Raw genomic sequence first — 18796 nt, forward strand, 5'->3', positions numbered from 1 at the left:
TCGGTTCCCCGGTCAGCCGGGGAACCGACCGCTGTGGACGCCGAGCGGGCTCAGGCGCCGAGCGCGCGGGAGCGGTCGCGGGCGGCCTCCATGGCCGCGAGGAACGCGGCGCGCACCTTGTGGATCTCCAGCTCGCGCAGCGCGGCGGCCGTGGTGCCCGCGGGCGAGGTGACCTGCTCGCGCAGCACGGTCGGGTGGGTGCCGGTCTCGCGCAGCATCGCGGCGGAGCCCACGAGGGTCTGCACGACGAGCTCGGTGGCAGTGGCGCGCGGCAGGCCGAGGTGCACGCCCGCCTCGATCATCGACTCGACCACGAAGAAGACGTAGGCCGGACCGGACCCGGAGATGGCGGTCACGGCGTCCTGCTGCGCCTCCGGGATGCGCACGACCTTGCCGGTGGCGCTGAGCAGCGCCTCGACCTCGTCGAGGTGCTCGGCCGTGGCGTGCCGGCCCCCGGAGACGGCGTGCATGCCCTGGTCGACGAGCGCGGGGGTGTTGGGCATGACGCGCACGACGGCGACGCCGGCGGGGACCCGCTCCTCGACGTACGCCGTGGTGATGCCCGCGGCGAGGGAGACGACGAGCTGGCCGGGGCGGAGCTCGGGGGCGACCTGCTCGAGCACGGCCGCCATGTCCTGCGGCTTCACCACGAGGGCGACGGTGTCGGCGCGCCGGGCGGCGTCCACGTTGTCGACGACCGCGACGCCGTAGCGGGCGGTGAGCTCCTCGGCGCGCTCCGGGCGCTTCTCCCCCACGACGAGCTCGTCCGGGCGGCGGCCCGCGCGGACGAGGCCCGACAGGAGGGTCTCGCCCATGACGCCGGCACCGATGATGGCGGTCAGACGGGGGGTGGAGCTGCTCACGTGCTGCCTGCTTCCGGCTCGGGCGAGCCGGGACGGCTCACGACCTGGAGATCAACGACGTGAGGAAGAGTGACAGGTTCGCCGGTCGCTCCGCGAGCCGGCGGGTGAGGTAGCCGTACCAGTCGGTGCCGTAGGGCACGTAGACGCGCATCGTCTCGCCCGCCTCCGCGAGGCGGCGCTGCTCGGCCGGGCGGATGCCGTAGAGCATCTGGAACTCGTAGGTGCCGGGACCGCGCCCGTGCCGGCTGGCCAGGGACGCCGCGATGCGGATGAGGCGTGGGTCGTGCGTCGCCACCATCGGGTAGCCCTGCCCGGCCATGAGGATCCGCAGGCTCCGCACGAAGGCCCGGTCGACGGCCTCGCCCTGGTGGGCGACGGTCGCGGGGGCGTCGTAGGCGCCCTTGCAGAGGCGCACTCGGGAGCCCTCGTGGGCGAGGTCGCGGGCGTCGGCCTCGGTGCGGTGCAGGTAGGCCTGCAGCACCGCCCCGACCTCCGGGTGCTCCCGGCGCAGCTCGTGCACGACGGTGAGCGTGTCGTCGATGATCTCGTGGTGCTCGGCGTCGACGGTGACCGTCGTGCCGACGGCGCGGGCGGCCTCGCAGATCCGGTACGCGTTGGCGAGCGCCAGGTCGATCCCGTCGTCGCCCAGGGACAGGCCGACCGCGCTGAGCTTGAGCGACACCTCCGCGCGCCGGGCGAGGCCGTGGGCCGCGAGGTCGTCGAGCAGCGCGAGGTAGACCTTGGTCGTGTCCTCGGCCCGTCCCGTGTCCGTGGTCAGCTCGCCCAGGTGGTCGATGGTGACCGCGAGGCCCTCGCCCACGAGGTCGGCCGTGACGCGCACGGCCTCGGCGGTGGACTCGCCCGCGACGTACCCGCGCACGACGGAGGCGGTCAGCGGCATCGTCACGAGCCCCCGCTTCACCTCCTCGCTGCGCGCCAGGGCGAGCAGGGGGCGACGCAGAAGGGACATGCGCTCCAACCTACCCGGCGTGATCCAGGCGACACCCGACCGCAGCCGGCGGGGGTACGTCGACGGGTCAGACCGCCGTCGGACGCAGGTGCTCGCGGGCGAAGGCGAGGGAGTCGGCGAGGTCGGCCCGCCGGTCGTCGGCGGTCTCCGCCTTGCGCGTGTTGATCTCGAGCACGACGTGACCGTCGAACCCGGTGCGCACGAGGTGGCGCAGCAGCCGCTCGGGCTCCATGCGCCCGCGTCCCGGCACGAGGTGCTCGTCCTTGGCGGAGCCGGTGCCGTCGGTGAGGTGCACGTGCCGCAGGCGCTCACCGAGGCGCTCGGCCATCGCGACCGGGTCCGAGCCCGCGATCGCGGCGTGCGAGACGTCGATCGTGGTGTTGGCGTAGTTCTCCTCGGAGGGGTCCCAGCCCGGGACGTACACCTCCATGCCCCGCGTCGAGCCCTTCCGGGGGGTCGCCTTCCACGGATACATGTTCTCGACGGCGAACGCGACGCCGCTCGACTCCTCGAGCGCCGCGATGCCGTTGACGAAGTCGCGGGCGTACTCCCGCTGCCACCGGAACGGCGGGTGCACGACCACCACGTCCGCACCGAGGGCCGTGGCCATCTCGGCCGACCGCTCCAGCTTCCCCCACGGCTCGAGCCCCCAGACCGCCTGCGTGAACAGCAGGCACGGGGCGTGCACCGCACACACCGGTACGTCGTGGTGCTGCGCCAGCTGCTCCACCGCGGCCACCTGCTGGCTGAGCGCGTCGATCCCGACCATGACCTCGACCGCGTCGTACCCGAGCTCGGCCGCGTAGGCGAACCCGTGCGCGGTGGACTCGGGGTAGACCGAGGAGGTGGACAGACCGACGAGCATCGAGCCGCTCCTAGCTGTCGGGGATCGGGGCGGGGGTCAGCCCAGGACGCTGAGCTGGTCCAGCCGCTCCAGGATGACGCCCTCCCGAAGGGCCCAGGGACAGATCTCGAGGCCCTCGAGACCGAAGATGTCCATGACGGCGTCGGCGACGAGGGCTCCGGGCACGACCTGGTGGGTGCGGCTCGGCGAGACGCCGGGCAGCGCGGCGAGCGCCTCGTGGTCCATCACCATCAGCTTGGGGATCCACTCCCGCAGCTCGGCCGCGGGCAGCACCCGCGGCGCGAGCGGCCCCTCGGACGAGCCCGGCGCGCCGCAGATGCGGGCCAGGGAGCGGAAGGTCTTGGAGGTGGCCACGGCCTTGTCGGGCGCACCCGCACGTAGCAGGTTGCCGGCGTCCCGGGCGATCTCGGCCCGGATGGTGCGGCGCAGGTCGCGGACACGGTCCTCGTCGGGCACGCCGTCGGCGAACCAGGCGCGCGAGAGCCGCGCCGCGCCGAGCGGCAGCGACCACGCGACGTCGGGCGCCTCGTTGGCCCCGCCCGCGATCTCCAGCGAGCCGCCACCGATGTCGAAGACGGCCAGCCGGCCCGCCGACCAGCCGAACCAGCGCCGTACGGACAGGAAGGTGAGGCGCGCCTCGTCCTCGCCCGAGAGCACCGTGAGCGGCACGCCGGTGCGGCCCTCGACCTCGGCGAGCACGGCGTCGGAGTTCGACGCGTCGCGGACCGCGGACGTCGCGAAGGCCAGCATGTCCTCGCAGCCCTTGTCCTCGGCCACGACCTTCGCCTGCTGGGCGAAGGCGGCGAGGGCGTCGATGCCCGCCGGGGTGACCGCGCCGGACGCGTCGAGGTGCTCGGCGAGGCGCAGCGGCTCCTTGTAGGAGGAAGCGGGCAGCGGCGCCGCGCCACCGGCGGCGTCGACCACGAGCAGGTGACCCGTGTTCGAGCCGATGTCCAGCACTCCCAACCTCATGGGCAGAACGGTAGCGCCGCGAGGGCCCGCCGGCGGCGTCGCCCGTAGGGTGGCCCGGTGCCCGACCAGTCCGGCCCCTCCGGCGAGGTGCCCCTCGACTTCCCCCGCGCCTGGGTCGAGTTCGCCGACCCCGCCGACGAAGGCCAGGTCTTCCGCTGCGACCTGACGTGGCTCACCTCGGCGTACACCTGCATCTTCGGCGCCGGCTGCGCCGGCATCTACGCCTCGGCCCCCGACGTGGGCTGCTGCACGCTCGGGGCGCACTTCTCCGACCGTGACGACGAGCGCCGGGTCGCCGGGTTCGTCGCGGAGCTGGACGCCGACCTGTGGCAGCACCGCCCGGACGTCGCGAAGGTGACCCGGAAGGACTGGGTGACCAAGGACGAGGACGGCGCCCGCAAGACGCTGACGATCGTCGTCGACGGGCAGGAGGCGTGCGTGTTCGCCAACCGTCCCGGCTTCGCCGGGGGCGAGGGCTGCGCCCTGCACGCGCTCGCCCTGCGGCAGGGCCGCAACCCGCTGGAGACCAAGCCCGACGTCTGCTGGCAGCTGCCCCTGCGCCGCACCTACCGCACCGTCGAGCGGCCCGACGGCACGTCCTACCTCGAGGTGTCGATCGGCGAGTACGACCGCCGCGGCTGGGGGCCGGGCGGGCACGACCTCGACTGGTACTGCACCGGCAACCCCGTCGCGCACGTCGCGCCCGAGCCGCTCTACGTGACGAGCGAGGCCGAGCTGCGGGAGCTGATGGGGGACGCCGGGTACGACGCGCTCCTCCGTCACTGCGAGGCGCACGTGCGCTCGCGGTCGGCCCTGGCGCTCCACCCGGCCGACCCCCGCTGAATCCCTCCGTTAAGTCTCGACGTCAAGACACCCGACCCCGGTTTCGCGGCGCCGCGGTGTGTCGCACAGAATCGGGCCATGCGCCTCGACCACGTCTCGTACGCCGCCGGACCCGACGGACTGGCGGCGACCGCCGAGCGCATCGGGAAGCTGCTCGGCCGGGAGTTCACCGACGGCGGCATCCACCCCCGCTTCGGCACCCGCAACATGACCCTCGGCCTCGCCGGTGACACCTACATCGAGATCGTCGAGGTGCTCGACCACCCGGCGTCCGACAAGGCCCCCTTCGGCCAGGCGGTGCGGGCGCGGTCCGCGCTCGGCGGCGGTTGGCTCGGCTGGGTCGTCGCCGTCGGCGACCTCTCCCGCATCGAGCGCCGCCTCGGCCGCGAGGCCGTCAAGGGCAGCCGCCACCGCCCCGACGGCACCGAGCTGGTCTGGAAGCAGCTCGGCGTGAACGGCCTCATCGCCGACCCGCAGCTGCCGTTCTTCGTGCACTGGGAGTCGCCGCGGGAGCTGCACCCCGGCGCGGGCGCCGACCAGGCGTTCTCGCTGGCCTCGCTGGAGATCGCCGGCGACCCGCACCGCGTGAGCGAGTGGCTCGGCGAGCCCATCGAGGAGCCCCTCGAGGACATGAAGGTCGAGTGGGTCGCCCCGCACGGCACCCCCGGCCTGCTCGCCGTCCAGGTGCAGACGCCGGACGGCCTCGTCCGCATCTGAGCGCCTGAGCACCCGGCTCGTGGCGACGCTGCCGCCCGGCGCCCCCCGCGGCACCATCCCCAGCCCCAACATCTGGGAGCACACGGCCGCCTACGAGCTCGAGAACCGCGGCGTCGACCGCGGCGGGCTCATCGAGCGCACCATGCGCGGGATCCACGACTGGTCCGGCGCCACGTTCCTCGACCTGGGCTGCGGTGCCGGGTTCCACCTCCCGCGGTGGGCCGGTGCGGAGCCGACCGGCGGACGGGCCGCCCAGGTCGTCGGCGTCGAGCCCCACCCCGCGCTGGCCGCGCTGGCGCGCCGCCGCGTCCGCACCCTCGAGGGCGTGCGGGTCGAGGTGGGCTCCGCCCAGGAGATCCCGCTGCCCGACGCCTCCGTCGACGTGGTCCAGGCCCGCTGGGCCTACTTCTTCGGCCCGGGCTGCGAACCCGGCCTCGCGGAGCTCTCCCGCGTCGTACGGCGCGGGGGCACCGCGTTCGTCATCGACAACGACGGGTCGCGCTCGACCTTCGGGACGTGGTTCCGGCGGGGGTACCCGAAGGTCGACCCCCCGGAGGTGATCGAGCGGTTCTGGGCGTCGCACGGGTGGCACCGGGAGCCGCTCGAGATCGCCTGGGAGCACGACACCCGGGAGGACTTCGAGGCCGTCGTGCGGATCGAGTTCGACCCGCGCACCGCCGACGCGATCCTCGCCGAGCACCCGGGCACGTCCGTCGACTACGCCGTCAACCTGTGGTGGCGGCGGTTCTGACGCTCCTCGTCCCGGAGCGCGGCCTCAGCGCTCGCTGCTGCCGCGCACCACGAGCGTCGGCTCGAGGAGGGTGCCGGACGCGAACACCTCGCGGTGGGTGAGCAGCTTGCCGAGCCGGTCCACCACCTGCACGGCGACCTCCTCCACCGGCTGGCGCACCGAGGTGAGGCCGCCGGGCAGGAGCTGCGCGAAGGGCGCGTCGTCGAAGCCGGTCACGGCGACGTCGCGGCCCGGCCGCAGCCCGCGGGCGTGCAGCTGGTGGAGCACCCCCGTCGCGAGTGTGTCCGAGGCGCAGACGAAGGCCGTCGGCCGGGCCTCGTCCAGCAGCACCCCGGCAGCCTCGACGCCGCTGGCCACGCAGTCCTCGACGCGGGAGGCCAGCCCCGTCGTGGGGAGGCCGTGGCCGTGCATCGTGCGCGACCACCCGGCCCGGCGGTCCTCACCGATGGGCGAGTCCTTGCGCCAGCCGATCCAGGCGATGCGGGTGTGCCCCTGGGCGAGCAGGTGCGCGGTCGCCGCCGACGTGCCCGCCGCGCCGTCGACGTCGACCCACGGGTGCAGCGCGGCCGGCGTCCAGGGGCGGCCGAAGGCCACGAACGGCACCCCGCCGTCCTCGAGGTAGGCCGCCTGCGGGCTGCCCTTGAAGGTGTCGGTGACGACGAAGGCGTCCACGGCCGTCGAGCGCACGAGGTCGTCGTAGCCCGACGACGGGTCCGCCGGGTCGTTCCCGTCGAACAGCAGCACGTGGTAGTCGGCCGCCCGCGTCGCCTGCACCAGCGCGTGCACGAACCGGTCGATGGTCGCGTTCGCCGTGTCCTCGGCGAAGGGGGTCAGCCGCAGGCCGATGAGCCGCGACGACTTCGTGCGGAGGTTCCGGGCGGCGCGGTTCGGCGTGTAGCCGAGGTGCGCGATCGCGGCCCGCACCCGCTCGAGGGTGTCGGCCCGCAGGAGCGAGGGGTTGTTGAGGGCGTTGGAGACGGTCTGCCGCGAGACGCCCGCCATCGCGGCGACGTCCGCCAGGGTGGGCAGCGACGTCGCGCCGTCCTGCACCCGGTGGAGCTCGCGACCCATGCGTCCTCTTCCGTCCGCTCGCACTAGAACGTTCCAACGGTACGTCGCGGCGCGCCCGGGCGCACGGCAACCCCGGGTTGTGGACGACGCGGCCCCTGGGGACGAGGCGCGAGGACTGTCGGCGGCCTCGTCTAGCGTCCTCGCCATGTCCCGCACCCCCTCGCGCTCCTCGCGTCCGCGCACCGTCCACCGCTGCACCGAGTGCGGGTGGGAGACGGCGAAGTGGGTCGGGCGCTGCGGCGAGTGCCAGGCGTGGGGCACGGTCGAGGAGGTGGCCCCGGCGGCGTCGGGCACCACCGCGGTCGCCGGCCCCGTGTCGGCGCCCGCGGTCCCGATCGGCGAGGTGCGCACCGACACGGCCGCCTTCCGCTCGTCGGGCGTGCCCGAGCTCGACCGCGTGCTGGGCGGCGGCCTCGTGCCCGGGGCGGCATTGCTGCTGGCAGGAGAGCCCGGGGTCGGGAAGTCGACCCTGCTCCTCGAGGTGGCCGCCCAGACCGCGCGGCTCAAGGCACGCACGCTCTACGTGTCGGGCGAGGAGTCCGCGTCGCAGGTGCGCCTGCGGGCCGACCGCACCCACAACGTCACCGACGAGCTCTACCTGGCGGCGGAGACCGACCTCGGCGCGGTGCTGGGCCACGTCGACGCCGTCAAGCCGACCCTGCTCGTCGTCGACTCGGTGCAGACCATCCAGGCAGCCGGCGTGGACGGGGTCCCCGGCGGCGTGACCCAGGTGAAGGAGGTCGCCGCCGCCCTCATCCGGATGGCCAAGACCCGCGGCATCACCACGGTCCTCGTCGGCCACGTGACGAAGGACGGGGCGATCGCCGGCCCCCGTGTGCTCGAGCACCTCGTCGACGTCGTGCTGCACTTCGAGGGCGACCGCGACTCCCGGCTCCGCATGGTGCGCGCGATGAAGAACCGTTACGGCCCGGTCGACGAGGTGGGCTGCTTCGAGCTCGCGAGCGACGGCATCGTCGCCGTGTCCGACCCGACCGGCCTGTTCGTCGAGCACCACGAGCGGCAGGTCCCCGGCACGTGCGTGGCCGTCGCGATGGAGGGTCGTCGTCCCCTGCTCGCCGAGGTGCAGGCGCTGGTGACGCCGACGTCGGCCGACCGGCCGCGCCGCACGACGTCGGGGCTCGACGGGTCCCGGATCGCGATGGTCATCGCCGTCCTCGCGCAGCACTGCGGCATCCGGTTGCACAACATGGACGTCTTCGCCTCGACCGTGGGCGGGGCTCGCCTCCACGAGCCGGCGAGCGACCTCGCCGTCGCCGTCGCGCTGGCCTCCGCGACGCAGGGCCGCGCCGCCCCGCTCGGCGTGGTCGCCATGGGCGAGATCGGCCTCGCTGGCGAGCTCCGGCGCGTGCGTGACCTCGACCAGCGCCTGGGCGAGGCCGCCCGCCTGGGCTTCCGGCTCGCGATCGTGCCCGGCCGCTCGCCCAACGGGCGGGCCCGCACCCCGGAGTCCTGGACCGTCGACGGCATGAAGGTCATCGACTCCAGCGACGTGCAGTCCGCCCTCCGCCTGCTCAACCTCCTCCCGGGCTGAGGGAGCCGTCCGGGGCGGGCCGCGGCGTACGAGGGTTCTCAGCCCCCCGCGAACGGCGGGAGGAACTGCACGACGCTGCCCGGGCTGACGACGACCTCGCCCGGATCGTCGGAGCTGACCGGTCGTTCGTCGACCAGCACCGAGCAGACGGCCAGGACGTCCCCGAGCCGCGCACCCGGGTGCAGTCCGAGGAGCCGTTGCTGCAGGTCAGCCAGGGTCACCGGCCCCTCGACCTCGACCCGGTCGGCGTCGGTTCCGGCCGCCTGCTTCGCCGACGCCCAGTAGCGCGCCTCGATGACGTGCGTCTCACTTCGCGGGGATTCCGGTGGTGTGTCGCCCATGTTTCTGTATTCTCCCGTTCACTTGTGCTGGCCGAAGCTCAACGTCGTGTTTCGGTCCCCACCCCCTCAGGGAGGAGACCATCGTGAGTGCACTTCTGCTCCTCACCAGCGCCCTGCAGCCCTCGGTCGAGGTCCTGCCGGGCCTCGCGCTGCTCGGCCACTCCGTCAAGATTCTTCCAGCCGAGGGCAGCGCCCTGCTGGAGGCCCCCGACGCCGACCTCGTGCTGGTCGACGGCCGCCAGGAGCTGGCCCACGCCCGCGACCTGTGCCGCCTGATCCGCACCACCGGTTCCGACGTCCCCGTCCTCCTCATCGTCACGGAGGGCGGCCTCGCCGTCGTGGCCGCCGACTGGGGCATGGACGACGTCCTGCTCCACACCTGCGGCCCGGCCGAGCTCGAGGCGCGCATCCGGCTCTCCATCGGACGTCTCGCCGCGCAGCGCGAGGCGGACGACCCCGAGGCCCACGTCATCCGCTCCGGCGAGGTCGTCGTCGACGACGCGACCTACACCGCGAAGCTCGGCGGGCGCCCGCTCGACCTCACGTTCAAGGAGTTCGAGCTCCTCAAGTTCCTCGCCCAGCACCCCGGCCGCGTCTTCAGCCGCCAGCAGCTGCTGCAGGAGGTCTGGGGCTACGACTACTTCGGCGGCACCCGCACGGTCGACGTCCACGTGCGTCGCCTCCGCGCCAAGCTCGGTCCCGAGCACGAGACGCTCATCGGCACCGTCCGCAACGTGGGCTACCGCTTCGTGCTGCCGACCAAGGAGAAGGCCGAGACCGCGGTCTCCGCTGACGCCTGAGCAGGCACCCGCTCGTCCGACGGCCCTCCGACCCCGTGGTCGGGGGGCCGCCGTACGCTCGGGCCATGGTCGAGACGCGCGACACGACGACGTTCACCGTCCGCGAGGTCGACGACCTCGACTCCCGTGCGCGTGACGAGGTCGTGGGCGTCGACGCCGACGTCCGCGCCGCCTTCGGCGGTGGGGCGCTCGACGAGGCCGGTCAGCGCCACCTCGAGCACCGTGGCCTCGAGGGCGCGCGCCTGTGGGTCGCCGCCGCGACGGGACCCGACGGCCGTGGGCGCCCCGGCGGCTTCGCCCTCCTGCGGGACACCGGCGCCGAGCACGACCTGACCCTCGCCGTGCGACCCGCCGTGGCCGGTCACGGCGTGGGTACGGCGCTGGCGGAGGCCGCGCTCGCCGACGCACCCGCGGGCCGGGTCGTCGCGTGGCGCCACACGACGGACGAGCACGCCGACCGGTTGGCGGACCGCCTCGGCTTCGCGGTCGTGCGGGAGCTGCTCGTCATGGAGCGGCCCGCCACCGGTCTGCCGCCGGTCGCCGAGCGCGACGACGTGCGGATCCGCACCTACACCCCGGACGACCGGGACGACCTGCTCCGCATCAACGCGGCCGCGTTCGCCCGCCACCCCGAGCAGGGCGCCATGGACGAGCGCGACCTGGCGGAGCGGATGGCCCAGGACTGGTACGACCCCGCCGGCCTCCTGGTCGCCGAGGACGCCGCCACCGGCGCCGTGCTCGGGTTCCACTGGACCAAGACCGCCCGGCGGCCCGGTGACGGCGGTCCGGTCGGCGACGGCGCGGACGGTGAGGTGTACGTCGTCGGCGTCGCCCCCGAGGCGCAGGGCCGCGGGCTCGGCACGCTGCTCACGCTCGCGGGACTGCACCACCTGGCGTCGTGGGGCGTGCAGCGGATCGAGCTGTACGTCGAGGGCGACAACGCCGGCGCCCGGGCCGTCTACGCGGGGCTCGGCTTCGCGGTGGTCGCGACGCACGTGCAGTACGCCCGGGAGGCGCCGACCGCCTGACCGGTCGCCGGGCTGGGGGTCAGCCCGGCGCGCCGACGGCCGCGAGCACGGCGGCCGCGATGGCCCGGGCGCCCTCCCGCGTGGGGTGGGCCCCGTCGTCCGAGAGGCCCGGCCGCCAGCGGTCCTCCCCGCCCTGGCCGACGGCATCGACGGTCTCGACGAACGGCACCTCGAGCTCCGCCGCCAGCTCGCGCTCGGCGGCGATGAGCGGACCCACGTCCCCCCAGTCGTCGCGGTCGAGGGGCGGCGGCGAGATGACCCAGACCTCGGCTCTCGCTGCCTGGGCGGACGTGACCATCGAGCGCAGCGAGTCGAGCGACTCCTCGACGGGGATCCCGAGCCGGACGTCGTTGGTGCCGCCCATGATGACGACCGCATGCGGATCGCGCTCGAGCACGTCCTCGTCGAACCGAGCCTCCATCTGGCCCAGCGTCTCGCCGGAGATGGCGGCGTTCGCGACGTACCGCCACGGGGTGCGGTCGTCGACCACGACGTACCGCAGCCACGACGCCTTGCCCGGCAGGTCGGTGAACGCGTCGGTGTCGGCCTGGCTGATCGAGTCGCCGATGAAGACGGTGGGCACCCCGTGGGTGCTGGCCTCGACGCGGACCGCCTCGTGCACCAGCAGCCCCGTGAGCGCCGCCAGCGCCACGCCGCCGGTGGCGACGCGGCGGACGAGCGGGCGGTTCACGCGCCGGTCTCCGCGAGACCCCCGGCCAGCGCGTCCGCCACCTCCGCCACGGCTGCGGTGTTGCTGGCCCCGAGGGCGACCCAGTTCGCGAAGCCGTGGATCAGCCCGTCGAACCGGCGGACCCGGACGGGCACGCCGGCGTCGGCCAGCTTCGCGGCGTAGGCCTCCCCCTCGTCGCGCAGGGGGTCGAAGCCCGCCGTCGCGACGTAGGCCGGGGCGAGCCCCGCGGGCAGGTCGGCGAAGAGCGGCGAGGCGGCCGGGTCGGTGCGCTGCTCCTCGACGGGCAGGTAGTGCGACGCCACCCCGTCCATGAACTCCGTCGTCAGGTAGAACCCCTGGCCGAAGAGCCGGTGGGAGGCGCTCCCCCGGGTCATGTCGGTCGCGGGGTAGACCAGCAGCTGGAAGGCGAGCGGGATCTCGCGGCGAGCGGCCTCGATCGCCACCGCCGCCGCCAGGTTGCCGCCGGCGGAGTCACCGCCCACCGCGATCCGGCGGGCGTCGGCGCCGAGCCACCCGGCGTTGGCGCTCACCCACTCCAGGGCGGCGAGGGCGTCCTCGTACGCCGCGGGGAACGGGTGCTCCGGGGCCAGGCGGTAGGCCACCGAGAGCACCCGCACCCCGGCCCGCTCGGCGAGGAACCGGCAGAGCGGGTCGTGGCTGTCGAGGTCGCCGTAGAGCCACCCGCCCCCGTGGAAGAACACCAGCAGGGGATCCCCGGCGTCGCCGTCGCGGACGAGGCGGCCGCTCGGGACGTAGAGCCGACCCGGCAGGTCGGCGACCCGGCACGGGCGCGTGGCGCCGATCGGCTGGTCGCCGCCGGCCAGGACCGCCTGGGCGCGCAGCACCGCCCGTCCGCGGGCGACCGGCAGGTCCTCGACGACCGGTTCCCGGGCGAGGCGGCGCAGCCGCAGGACGAGCTGCGTGTCGAGGTCGAGCTCGAGCCCGTCGACCCGCACGGGCGGGCCGGCGAGGCGGCGCTTGACCGGCTCGGGCAGCCGCAGCAGCGCCGTGACCGACGCTCGGCGGGCCGCGGCGACGACGTCGGCGGGGCGGGTCGGGAGGGACACGGCGGTCACGTTACCCGCCGGTTCGGCCACGCGCTGGCGGTCCTCCGGACCCTGTGGAGAACGACACCGGCCGTTCACCCGGCAGTGGGAGGATCATCGACATGACCGACCCGTCCGCCCTCGCAGCCCACGTCTCCGGCTCCCTCGACGACGGACCGCCCGAGGCTGCTCTGGCCGCCGTGGGCGGTGACACGTTCGACGTGGACCCGCCCTACACGCCCGACCCCGAGGCCCTCGCCGCCGTCGAGGAGCACGGTGACCGCTTCCTCGACCGCGAGGTCTCGTGGCTGAAGTTCAACCAGCGGGTGCTGGAGCTGGCGGAGGACCCGTCGCTGCCGCTGCTCGAGCGGGCGCGCTTCCTCGCCATCTTCGCGAGCAACCTCGACGAGTTCTTCATGGTGCGCGTCGCCGGTCTCAAGCGGCGGATCGCCGCGGGCGTGGCGGTGCGCGCCGCGTCGGGCCTGCTCCCGCGCGAGGTGCTGAAGGAGATCTGGGCGACGACCAGCGAGCTGATGGAGCGGCACGCGCGCGTCTTCCGGGAGGACATCACGCCGGCGCTCGAGGCGGAGGGCATCCAGCTGGTGCGGTGGGAGGACCTCGACCGCGAGGAGCAGAAGCACTGCAAGCGGCTGTTCCGTGACCGCGTGTTCCCCGTGCTGACCCCGCTCGCGGTCGACCCGGCGCACCCGTTCCCCTACATCTCGGGCCTGTCCCTCAACCTCGCCGTCCTGGTGCGCAACCCGAAGTCGGGCAAGGAGCAGTTCGCGCGGGTGAAGGTCCCGCCGATCTTCGACCGCTTCGTGGCGGTGGGCAACCAGCGGTTCGTGCCGTTGGAGGACGTGATCCGCGAGCACCTCAAGCGGCTCTTCCCCGGCATGGAGGTGCTGCAGGTCCACACGTTCCGCGTGACCCGCAACGAGGACCTCGAGGTGGAGGAGGACGACGCGGAGAACCTGCTGGCCGCGCTGGAGAAGGAGCTGCTCCGCCGTCGCTTCGGCCCCGCGGTGCGCCTGGAGGTCGAGGAGTCCATCGACCCCGCCGTGCTCGAGCTGCTCATGTCGGAGCTGGGGGTGCGGGAGGAGGAGGTCTTCCGGCTGACCGGGCCGCTCGACCTCCGCGGGCTCAACGACATCGCCGACCTCGACCGCGAGGACCTGAAGTACCGGGCCTTCGTGCCCACGACCCACACGCTCCTGGCGGAGGTCGAGTCGAGCTCGCCGGTGGACGTCTTCAAGGCGGTGCGCCGCAACGACGTGCTCCTGCACCACCCCTACGACTCGTTCGCCACCTCGGTGCAGCGCTTCCTCGAGCAGGCGGCCGCCGACCCGCACGTGCTGGCCATCAAGCAGACGCTCTACCGCACGTCCGGCGACTCCCCGATCATCGACGCCCTCATCGACGCGGCGGAGGCCGGCAAGCAGGTGCTCGTCATCGTCGAGATCAAGGCGCGGTTCGACGAGACCAACAACATCCGGTGGGCCCGCAAGCTGGAGCACGCGGGCTGCCACGTCGTCTACGGGCTCGTCGGCCTCAAGACCCACTGCAAGCTCTCGCTCGTGGTGCGCGACGAGCCCGACGGCATCCGTCGCTACACCCACATCGGCACGGGCAACTACAACCCGAAGACGGCGCGGCTCTACGAGGACCTCGGCCTGCTCACTGCCGACCCGCGCATCGGCGAGGACGTCGCCCACCTGTTCAACAACCTTTCCGGCTTCTCGCGCAACGCGTCCTACGACGAGCTCCTCGTCGCCCCCGACTCCGTCCGCACCGGCCTCGTCGAGCAGATCCACGCCGAGATCGCCCACCACCAGGCGGGGCGCCCCGCGCGGATCCGCCTCAAGGCGAACTCCGTCGTCGACGAGGCGATCATCGACGCGCTCTACCTGGCGTCGCAGGAGGGCGTTCCCGTCGAGCTGCTCGTGCGGGGCATCTGCGCGCTCCGGCCCGGGGTGCCCGGCCTGTCCGAGACCATCACGGTGCGCTCCGTGCTGGGCCGGTTCCTCGAGCACAGCCGCGTCTTCACGTTCGCCGGCGGCGGCGAGCCCCAGGCCTGGATCGGTTCGGCCGACATGATGCACCGCAACCTCGACCGGCGCGTCGAGGTGCTGGTGCGCCTGCCGGCCGCGCTCGGCACCCGCGTCGAGGGCCTGCTCGACCTCGCCTTCGACCCCGACACCGACGCGTGGGAGCTCGACGCCGACGGCGTCTGGAACCGCAACGCCGGGTCGGTGCACCTGCAGGAGACGCTCGTGGACCGTCAGCGCCGCCGCCGGGCCTGACAGCCCTTCGGACATGCCGGTACGGCGCGGGCTCGCCCCGCGTCGTACCGGGGGAACGCGCGTGCGACCCCCCGCGGTTTGTGACGCCGGAGTGACGTGCCCCTAGCATGGGGCGGCCGGTTCCCATCCAGCAGGAGAAGTCGTGGCTTTTCGTTTTCGCCCGGTCGAGGGTGCGTTCTTCGACCTCTTCGCCCAGCAGGCCCAGCACCTGACCGTCGGAGCCGGCCTCCTCGCCGAGATGCTCGCCGATGGCGCCGACCACGAGGACGTGGCCCGGCGCATGCGGGATGCCGAGCATGCGGCCGACGAGACCACCCACGAGATCGTGCGGAAGGTGAACAGCACGTTCATCACGCCGTTCGACCGCGAGGACATCTACGGCCTGGCGTCAGGGCTCGACGACGTCATGGACGAGATGGACGAGGTCGTCGACATGATCCTGCTCTACGAGGTGAAGTCGCTGCCCGCGGAGCTCGGCGCCCAGGTCGAGGTGCTGCAGCGCTGCGCCGAGCTGACCGCCGAGGCCATGCCGCGCCTGCGCACGATGCAGGACCTCTCGGAGTACTGGATCGAGATCAACCGCCTCGAGAACGCCGGCGACAAGAACCACCGCCGCACGCTCGCGAACCTGTTCAGCGGCAACTACAAGGCGCTCGAGGTGCTCAAGCTGAAGGACATCGTCGAGGCGCTCGAGCGTGCCGTCGACGCCTTCGAGACCGTGGCGAACACCGTGGAGCAGATCGCGGTCAAGGAGTCCTGACGACGTGGAGCTCACCATCGTCATCGTGGTGGTCGTCGTCGCGCTGGTCTTCGACTACACGAACGGCTTCCACGACGCGGCCAACGCGATCGCGACGTCGGTCTCCACCCGGGCGCTGACGCCGCGCGTGGCGCTCGGCATGGCCGCCGTCATGAACTTCGTCGGAGCGTTCCTCGGGCAGGAGATCGCCAACACCGTCGCGTCGGTGATCACGATCCCCGACCCGACGACGACCTCAGCCGCGGTGCACGGCCTGGTGATCGTGCTCGCGGGCCTCCTCGGCGCGATCACCTGGAACCTCGTCACCTGGTACTTCGGCCTCCCCTCCTCCTCGTCCCACGCCCTCATCGGCGGTCTCGTCGGTGCCGCCATCGCCGGCGGCGCGGGCGTGAAGTGGGACGTCATCGTCGAGAAGGTCGTCATCCCGATGATCGCCTCACCGCTCTTCGGCTTCGCCGCGGCGTTCCTCGTGATGCTGGCGATCATGTGGATCTTCCGCCGCCGCAAGCCGGGGCCGACGCAGCGCGGGTTCCGGGTCGCGCAGACCATCTCGGCCGCCGCGATGGCCCTCGGCCACGGCCTCCAGGACGCCCAGAAGACGATGGGCGTGATCTTCCTGGCGCTCGTCACCGGCGGCTTCGCCGCCCAGTCCGACGGCCTCCCGTTCTGGGTGATCTTCGCGGCCGCCGCGGCGATCTCGCTGGGCACGTACGCCGGCGGCTGGCGCATCATGCGCACGCTCGGCCGCCGCATCATCGACCTCGACCCCGCCCGCGGCTTCGCGTCGGAGACCGTCGCGGCCGGCGTGCTCTACACGACCGCGTTCGTGTTCGAGGCCCCCATCTCCACGACGCACACCATCACCTCCGCCGTCATGGGCGCCGGCGCGACGAAGCGGTTCTCGGCCGTGCGCTGGGGCGTCGCGAAGTCGATCGTCGCCGCGTGGGTGCTCACCTTCCCCGCCGCCGGCCTCGTCGGCGCCGCCGGCTACTGGGTCGCCCACGTGCTGTTCGAGGTCGCTCCCTGACCTCCTGACCCGCTCCCGGACGTCATGCGCCTCGGTGGCCCCAGGCAGCGGGACGCATGACGTCCCGCGCGATGCGGTGTGGCCGCTCCCGGACGTCATGCACTTCGGCGCCGGGGGGCAGCGGCACGCATGACGTCCCACGCATGTCAGGCTGCCGCCGCAGGTACGTCGCGGCACCAGCCGCCACGGCGCAGGCCCGCCTCGATCTGGTCGAAGAACGCGTCCGCAGCGAAGCGCAGTCCCAACAGCGGCAGCCGGAGCACGGTGTCGGCGCCGGACAACGTCACCGCGTTGTGACGGATCGCGTCGGCGACGACGTTCTCCGCCCACGCGTGGTGGATGCCGTCGATCTCCACCACGAGGCCGTACCCCTCCCACCAGACGTCGAGGAAGTAGCTGCCGTCGCGGGCACGGCGACGTGACTGCCGCGTCGGCTCCGGCAGCCCCCGCCGCCGACACTCGCGGGCCACGTCGATCTCGCCGAGCGACTCCGCTCCGCCAGCGAGCTCCAGGAGGACGGTGCCGACCAACCGGCGCCGACGGTCACGCCGGATCCGTAGGAGCTCGGTCGCGATGCGCTCCGTCGTCGTGACTCCCTGCTGCACGCTCATCGTGAGGAGCAGCGTCGCCTGACGGTCGCTGTCCGCCCAGAGCGCGCCGCGCACGGCAGCGACCTCGGGACGGCTGCGGGGGATCCCCGTGCCGACCACGTCTGCCGGATCGAACCGGCGGGTCTGGCGCACCGCGACGCCCCGGGCCCGGCGCACCCGGGCTCCCCGCGGCACGCTGACGCGAATGTCGCCGCCCGCGAACCGACGGAGACCGGCTACCTCCAGCGCAGCGACGCCGTCGAGGTACGCACGCGGCCCGGCGCCGAGCACCGCAGCCCACAGCTCCGCGGCGCGCGGCAGCGGGCCCGTGTGCACGATGACGCACTGCGATCCCCGCCGCCGCCAGCGCTCCCCGGCCAGCTCGGCGCGCAGCTGCGCGCGGGTGACGCCTGCGCCGTACAGCTGCCGCAGGCTGAGCACTCCCTCCTGACCGGAGGCGACCTCGAGCGCGCGGACGCGCGCCGCTGCTCGGACCGATCGTGCTGCCTGACGCTGTGCGGGGGTGAGGGGCATGGCGGCATCCTCGGCGGCGGTACTGCTCCGCGGCCGCCCGCCGGGGCCGCCTGTGCACAGGTCCGTCGGGGTCCGGACCTGTGGACCGCAGACGGGCCCGCCGGACGTCATGCGCGGCGGCCGCCCCGGCCACCGGATCGCATGACGTCCGCAAGGGGTTCCCCGGGACGTCATGCACGGCGGCCACCCCGGCCACCGGATCGCATGACATCCGCGAGGGAGAAGCACGAAGGCCCGGCCGACCACGACGTGCGTGGCGGGCCGGGCCCTCGGGCGGCGGATCAGCCGAAGCGACCCGAGATGTAGGCCTCGGTCGCGTCGTTGTCCGGGTTAGCGAACATCTTCTCGGTCGAGTTGAACTCGACCAGGTGGCCGGGCTGGCCGGCCCCCTTGAGGTTGAAGAAGCCCGTCTCGTCGGACACGCGGGCCGCCTGCTGCATGTTGTGCGTGACGATGACGATCGTGAACTGGGTCTTCAGCTCGTGGATGAGGTCCTCGATCGCCGAGGTCGAGATCGGGTCGAGGGCCGAGCAGGGCTCGTCCATCAGGAGGACCTGCGGCTCGACCGCGATGGCCCGGGCGATGCAGAGGCGCTGCTGCTGACCGCCGGACAGGCCCATGCCGGGCTTGCCGAGGCGGTCCTTGACCTCGCCCCACAGGTTGGCGCCCTTGAGGGAGCGCTCGACGATCGCGTCGGCCTCGCTCTTCTTCATGCGCTTGCTGTTGAGGCGGTTGCCGGCCAGCACGTTGTCGTAGATCGACATCGTCGGGAACGGGTTCGGGCGCTGGAAGACCATGCCGATCTGACGGCGCACGGCCACCGGGTCGACGTTGGCGTCGTAGAGCGACTGCCCGTCGACGGACACCTTGCCCTCGACGCGAGCGCCGGGGATGACCTCGTGCATGCGGTTGAGCGAGCGGAGGAAGGTCGACTTGCCGCAACCGGAGGGGCCGATGAAGGCGGTGACCGAACGCGCCCGGATGGTCATGTTGACACCCTGCACGGCGAGGAAGTCGCCGTAGTAGATGTCGAGGTCGGAGACGTCGATGCTCTTAGCCATGGTGGTGGGAG

At 73.4% G+C, this 18796-nt stretch carries 19 protein-coding genes; 9 read left to right on the top strand and 10 right to left on the bottom strand.

Translation table 11 applies throughout. From position 1 onward, the window contains the following. Window positions 1–50: 50 nt before the first annotated feature. The 4 genes from proC to G3T38_RS12225 all read right to left on the bottom strand — a co-directional run bounded on the left by proC (window position 51) and on the right by G3T38_RS12225 (window position 3670). Complete coding sequence (proC, locus tag G3T38_RS12210) at window positions 51–863, bottom strand: pyrroline-5-carboxylate reductase (protein WP_338037616.1); 813 nt, start codon at window positions 861–863, stop codon at window positions 51–53. Between the two features lie 37 nt (window positions 864–900). Further along, window positions 901–1833, bottom strand: coding sequence for a proline dehydrogenase family protein (locus G3T38_RS12215; RefSeq protein WP_163772596.1), 933 nt, complete (start codon window positions 1831–1833; stop codon window positions 901–903). Window positions 1834–1900: 67 nt separating this feature from the next. Beyond that, window positions 1901–2698, bottom strand: coding sequence for a sugar phosphate isomerase/epimerase family protein (locus tag G3T38_RS12220; RefSeq protein WP_163772597.1), 798 nt, complete (start codon window positions 2696–2698; stop codon window positions 1901–1903). A gap of 36 nt (window positions 2699–2734) precedes the next feature. After that, entirely contained in the window at window positions 2735–3670 is a 936-nt protein-coding gene (locus tag G3T38_RS12225) for a Ppx/GppA family phosphatase (RefSeq protein WP_163772598.1), read from the bottom strand. Between the two features lie 57 nt (window positions 3671–3727). Here G3T38_RS12225 and G3T38_RS12230 point away from each other — a divergent pair, with 57 nt between their 5' ends. The 3 genes from G3T38_RS12230 to G3T38_RS12240 all read left to right on the top strand — a co-directional run bounded on the left by G3T38_RS12230 (window position 3728) and on the right by G3T38_RS12240 (window position 5981). Continuing rightward, complete coding sequence (locus tag G3T38_RS12230) at window positions 3728–4513, top strand: DUF3109 family protein (RefSeq protein WP_163772599.1); 786 nt, start codon at window positions 3728–3730, stop codon at window positions 4511–4513. A 78-nt stretch (window positions 4514–4591) separates the two neighbouring features. Continuing rightward, a complete protein-coding gene (locus G3T38_RS12235; protein WP_163772600.1) occupies window positions 4592–5230 on the top strand; it encodes a VOC family protein in 639 nt (212 codons plus the stop codon). A gap of 19 nt (window positions 5231–5249) precedes the next feature. Then, entirely contained in the window at window positions 5250–5981 is a 732-nt protein-coding gene (locus G3T38_RS12240; protein WP_338037617.1) for a class I SAM-dependent methyltransferase, read from the top strand. Window positions 5982–6005: 24 nt separating this feature from the next. Here the strand turns inward: G3T38_RS12240 and G3T38_RS12245 are convergent, their stop codons facing one another. Then, window positions 6006–7052 carry a LacI family DNA-binding transcriptional regulator gene (locus G3T38_RS12245; protein ID WP_163772601.1) on the bottom strand — a complete coding sequence of 349 codons (1047 nt, stop codon included), beginning with the start codon at window positions 7050–7052 and terminating at the stop codon, window positions 6006–6008. A 145-nt stretch (window positions 7053–7197) separates the two neighbouring features. On the opposite strand from G3T38_RS12245, the gene radA reads away from it, so the two are divergent. Further along, complete coding sequence (gene radA / locus G3T38_RS12250) at window positions 7198–8604, top strand: DNA repair protein RadA (protein WP_163772602.1); 1407 nt, start codon at window positions 7198–7200, stop codon at window positions 8602–8604. Between the two features lie 38 nt (window positions 8605–8642). Here the strand turns inward: radA and G3T38_RS12255 are convergent, their stop codons facing one another. Then, entirely contained in the window at window positions 8643–8945 is a 303-nt protein-coding gene (locus tag G3T38_RS12255) for a MoaD/ThiS family protein (protein ID WP_163772603.1), read from the bottom strand. 83 nt (window positions 8946–9028) lie between these two features. On the opposite strand from G3T38_RS12255, the gene G3T38_RS12260 reads away from it, so the two are divergent. Together G3T38_RS12260 and mshD are read left to right on the top strand one after the other, a co-directional pair. Beyond that, entirely contained in the window at window positions 9029–9745 is a 717-nt protein-coding gene (locus G3T38_RS12260; RefSeq protein WP_163772604.1) for a winged helix-turn-helix domain-containing protein, read from the top strand. Between the two features lie 65 nt (window positions 9746–9810). Continuing rightward, window positions 9811–10773, top strand: a complete 963-nt coding sequence (gene mshD / locus G3T38_RS12265; protein ID WP_163772605.1) for a mycothiol synthase — start codon at window positions 9811–9813, stop codon at window positions 10771–10773. A 19-nt stretch (window positions 10774–10792) separates the two neighbouring features. On the opposite strand, the gene G3T38_RS12270 is transcribed toward mshD, so the two are convergent. Together G3T38_RS12270 and G3T38_RS12275 are read right to left on the bottom strand one after the other, a co-directional pair. Further along, the gene (locus G3T38_RS12270) at window positions 10793–11464 is read right to left on the bottom strand and encodes a GDSL-type esterase/lipase family protein (protein ID WP_163772606.1); all 672 of its coding nucleotides are present in this window, start codon (window positions 11462–11464) and stop codon (window positions 10793–10795) included. Next, a complete protein-coding gene (locus G3T38_RS12275) occupies window positions 11461–12531 on the bottom strand; it encodes an alpha/beta hydrolase (protein ID WP_338037618.1) in 1071 nt (356 codons plus the stop codon). Before G3T38_RS12275 ends, G3T38_RS12270 begins: the two co-directional genes overlap by 4 nt. A 101-nt stretch (window positions 12532–12632) precedes the next feature. On the opposite strand from G3T38_RS12275, the gene G3T38_RS12280 reads away from it, so the two are divergent. The 3 genes from G3T38_RS12280 to G3T38_RS12290 all read left to right on the top strand — a co-directional run bounded on the left by G3T38_RS12280 (window position 12633) and on the right by G3T38_RS12290 (window position 16600). Continuing rightward, entirely contained in the window at window positions 12633–14813 is a 2181-nt protein-coding gene (locus tag G3T38_RS12280; RefSeq protein ID WP_163772607.1) for an RNA degradosome polyphosphate kinase, read from the top strand. A 142-nt stretch (window positions 14814–14955) separates the two neighbouring features. Continuing rightward, window positions 14956–15573: a DUF47 family protein gene (locus G3T38_RS12285; RefSeq protein ID WP_163772608.1), complete on the top strand. Its 618-nt coding sequence runs from the start codon at window positions 14956–14958 to the stop codon at window positions 15571–15573. Between the two features lie 4 nt (window positions 15574–15577). Further along, window positions 15578–16600, top strand: a complete 1023-nt coding sequence (locus G3T38_RS12290; RefSeq protein ID WP_163772609.1) for an inorganic phosphate transporter — start codon at window positions 15578–15580, stop codon at window positions 16598–16600. Between the two features lie 146 nt (window positions 16601–16746). On the opposite strand, the gene G3T38_RS12295 is transcribed toward G3T38_RS12290, so the two are convergent. Both G3T38_RS12295 and pstB read right to left on the bottom strand, forming a co-directional pair. Continuing rightward, window positions 16747–17724 (bottom strand): hypothetical protein, encoded by a 978-nt coding sequence (locus tag G3T38_RS12295; RefSeq protein WP_163772610.1) that lies wholly within the window; start codon window positions 17722–17724, stop codon window positions 16747–16749. Between the two features lie 281 nt (window positions 17725–18005). Further along, window positions 18006–18785: a phosphate ABC transporter ATP-binding protein PstB gene (gene pstB, locus G3T38_RS12300; RefSeq protein WP_163772611.1), complete on the bottom strand. Its 780-nt coding sequence runs from the start codon at window positions 18783–18785 to the stop codon at window positions 18006–18008. Between the last annotated feature and the right edge of the window lie 11 nt (window positions 18786–18796).

The sequence above is a fragment of the Nocardioides zeae genome (assembly GCF_010686755.1).
GTDB lineage: Bacteria > Actinomycetota > Actinomycetes > Propionibacteriales > Nocardioidaceae > Nocardioides > Nocardioides zeae.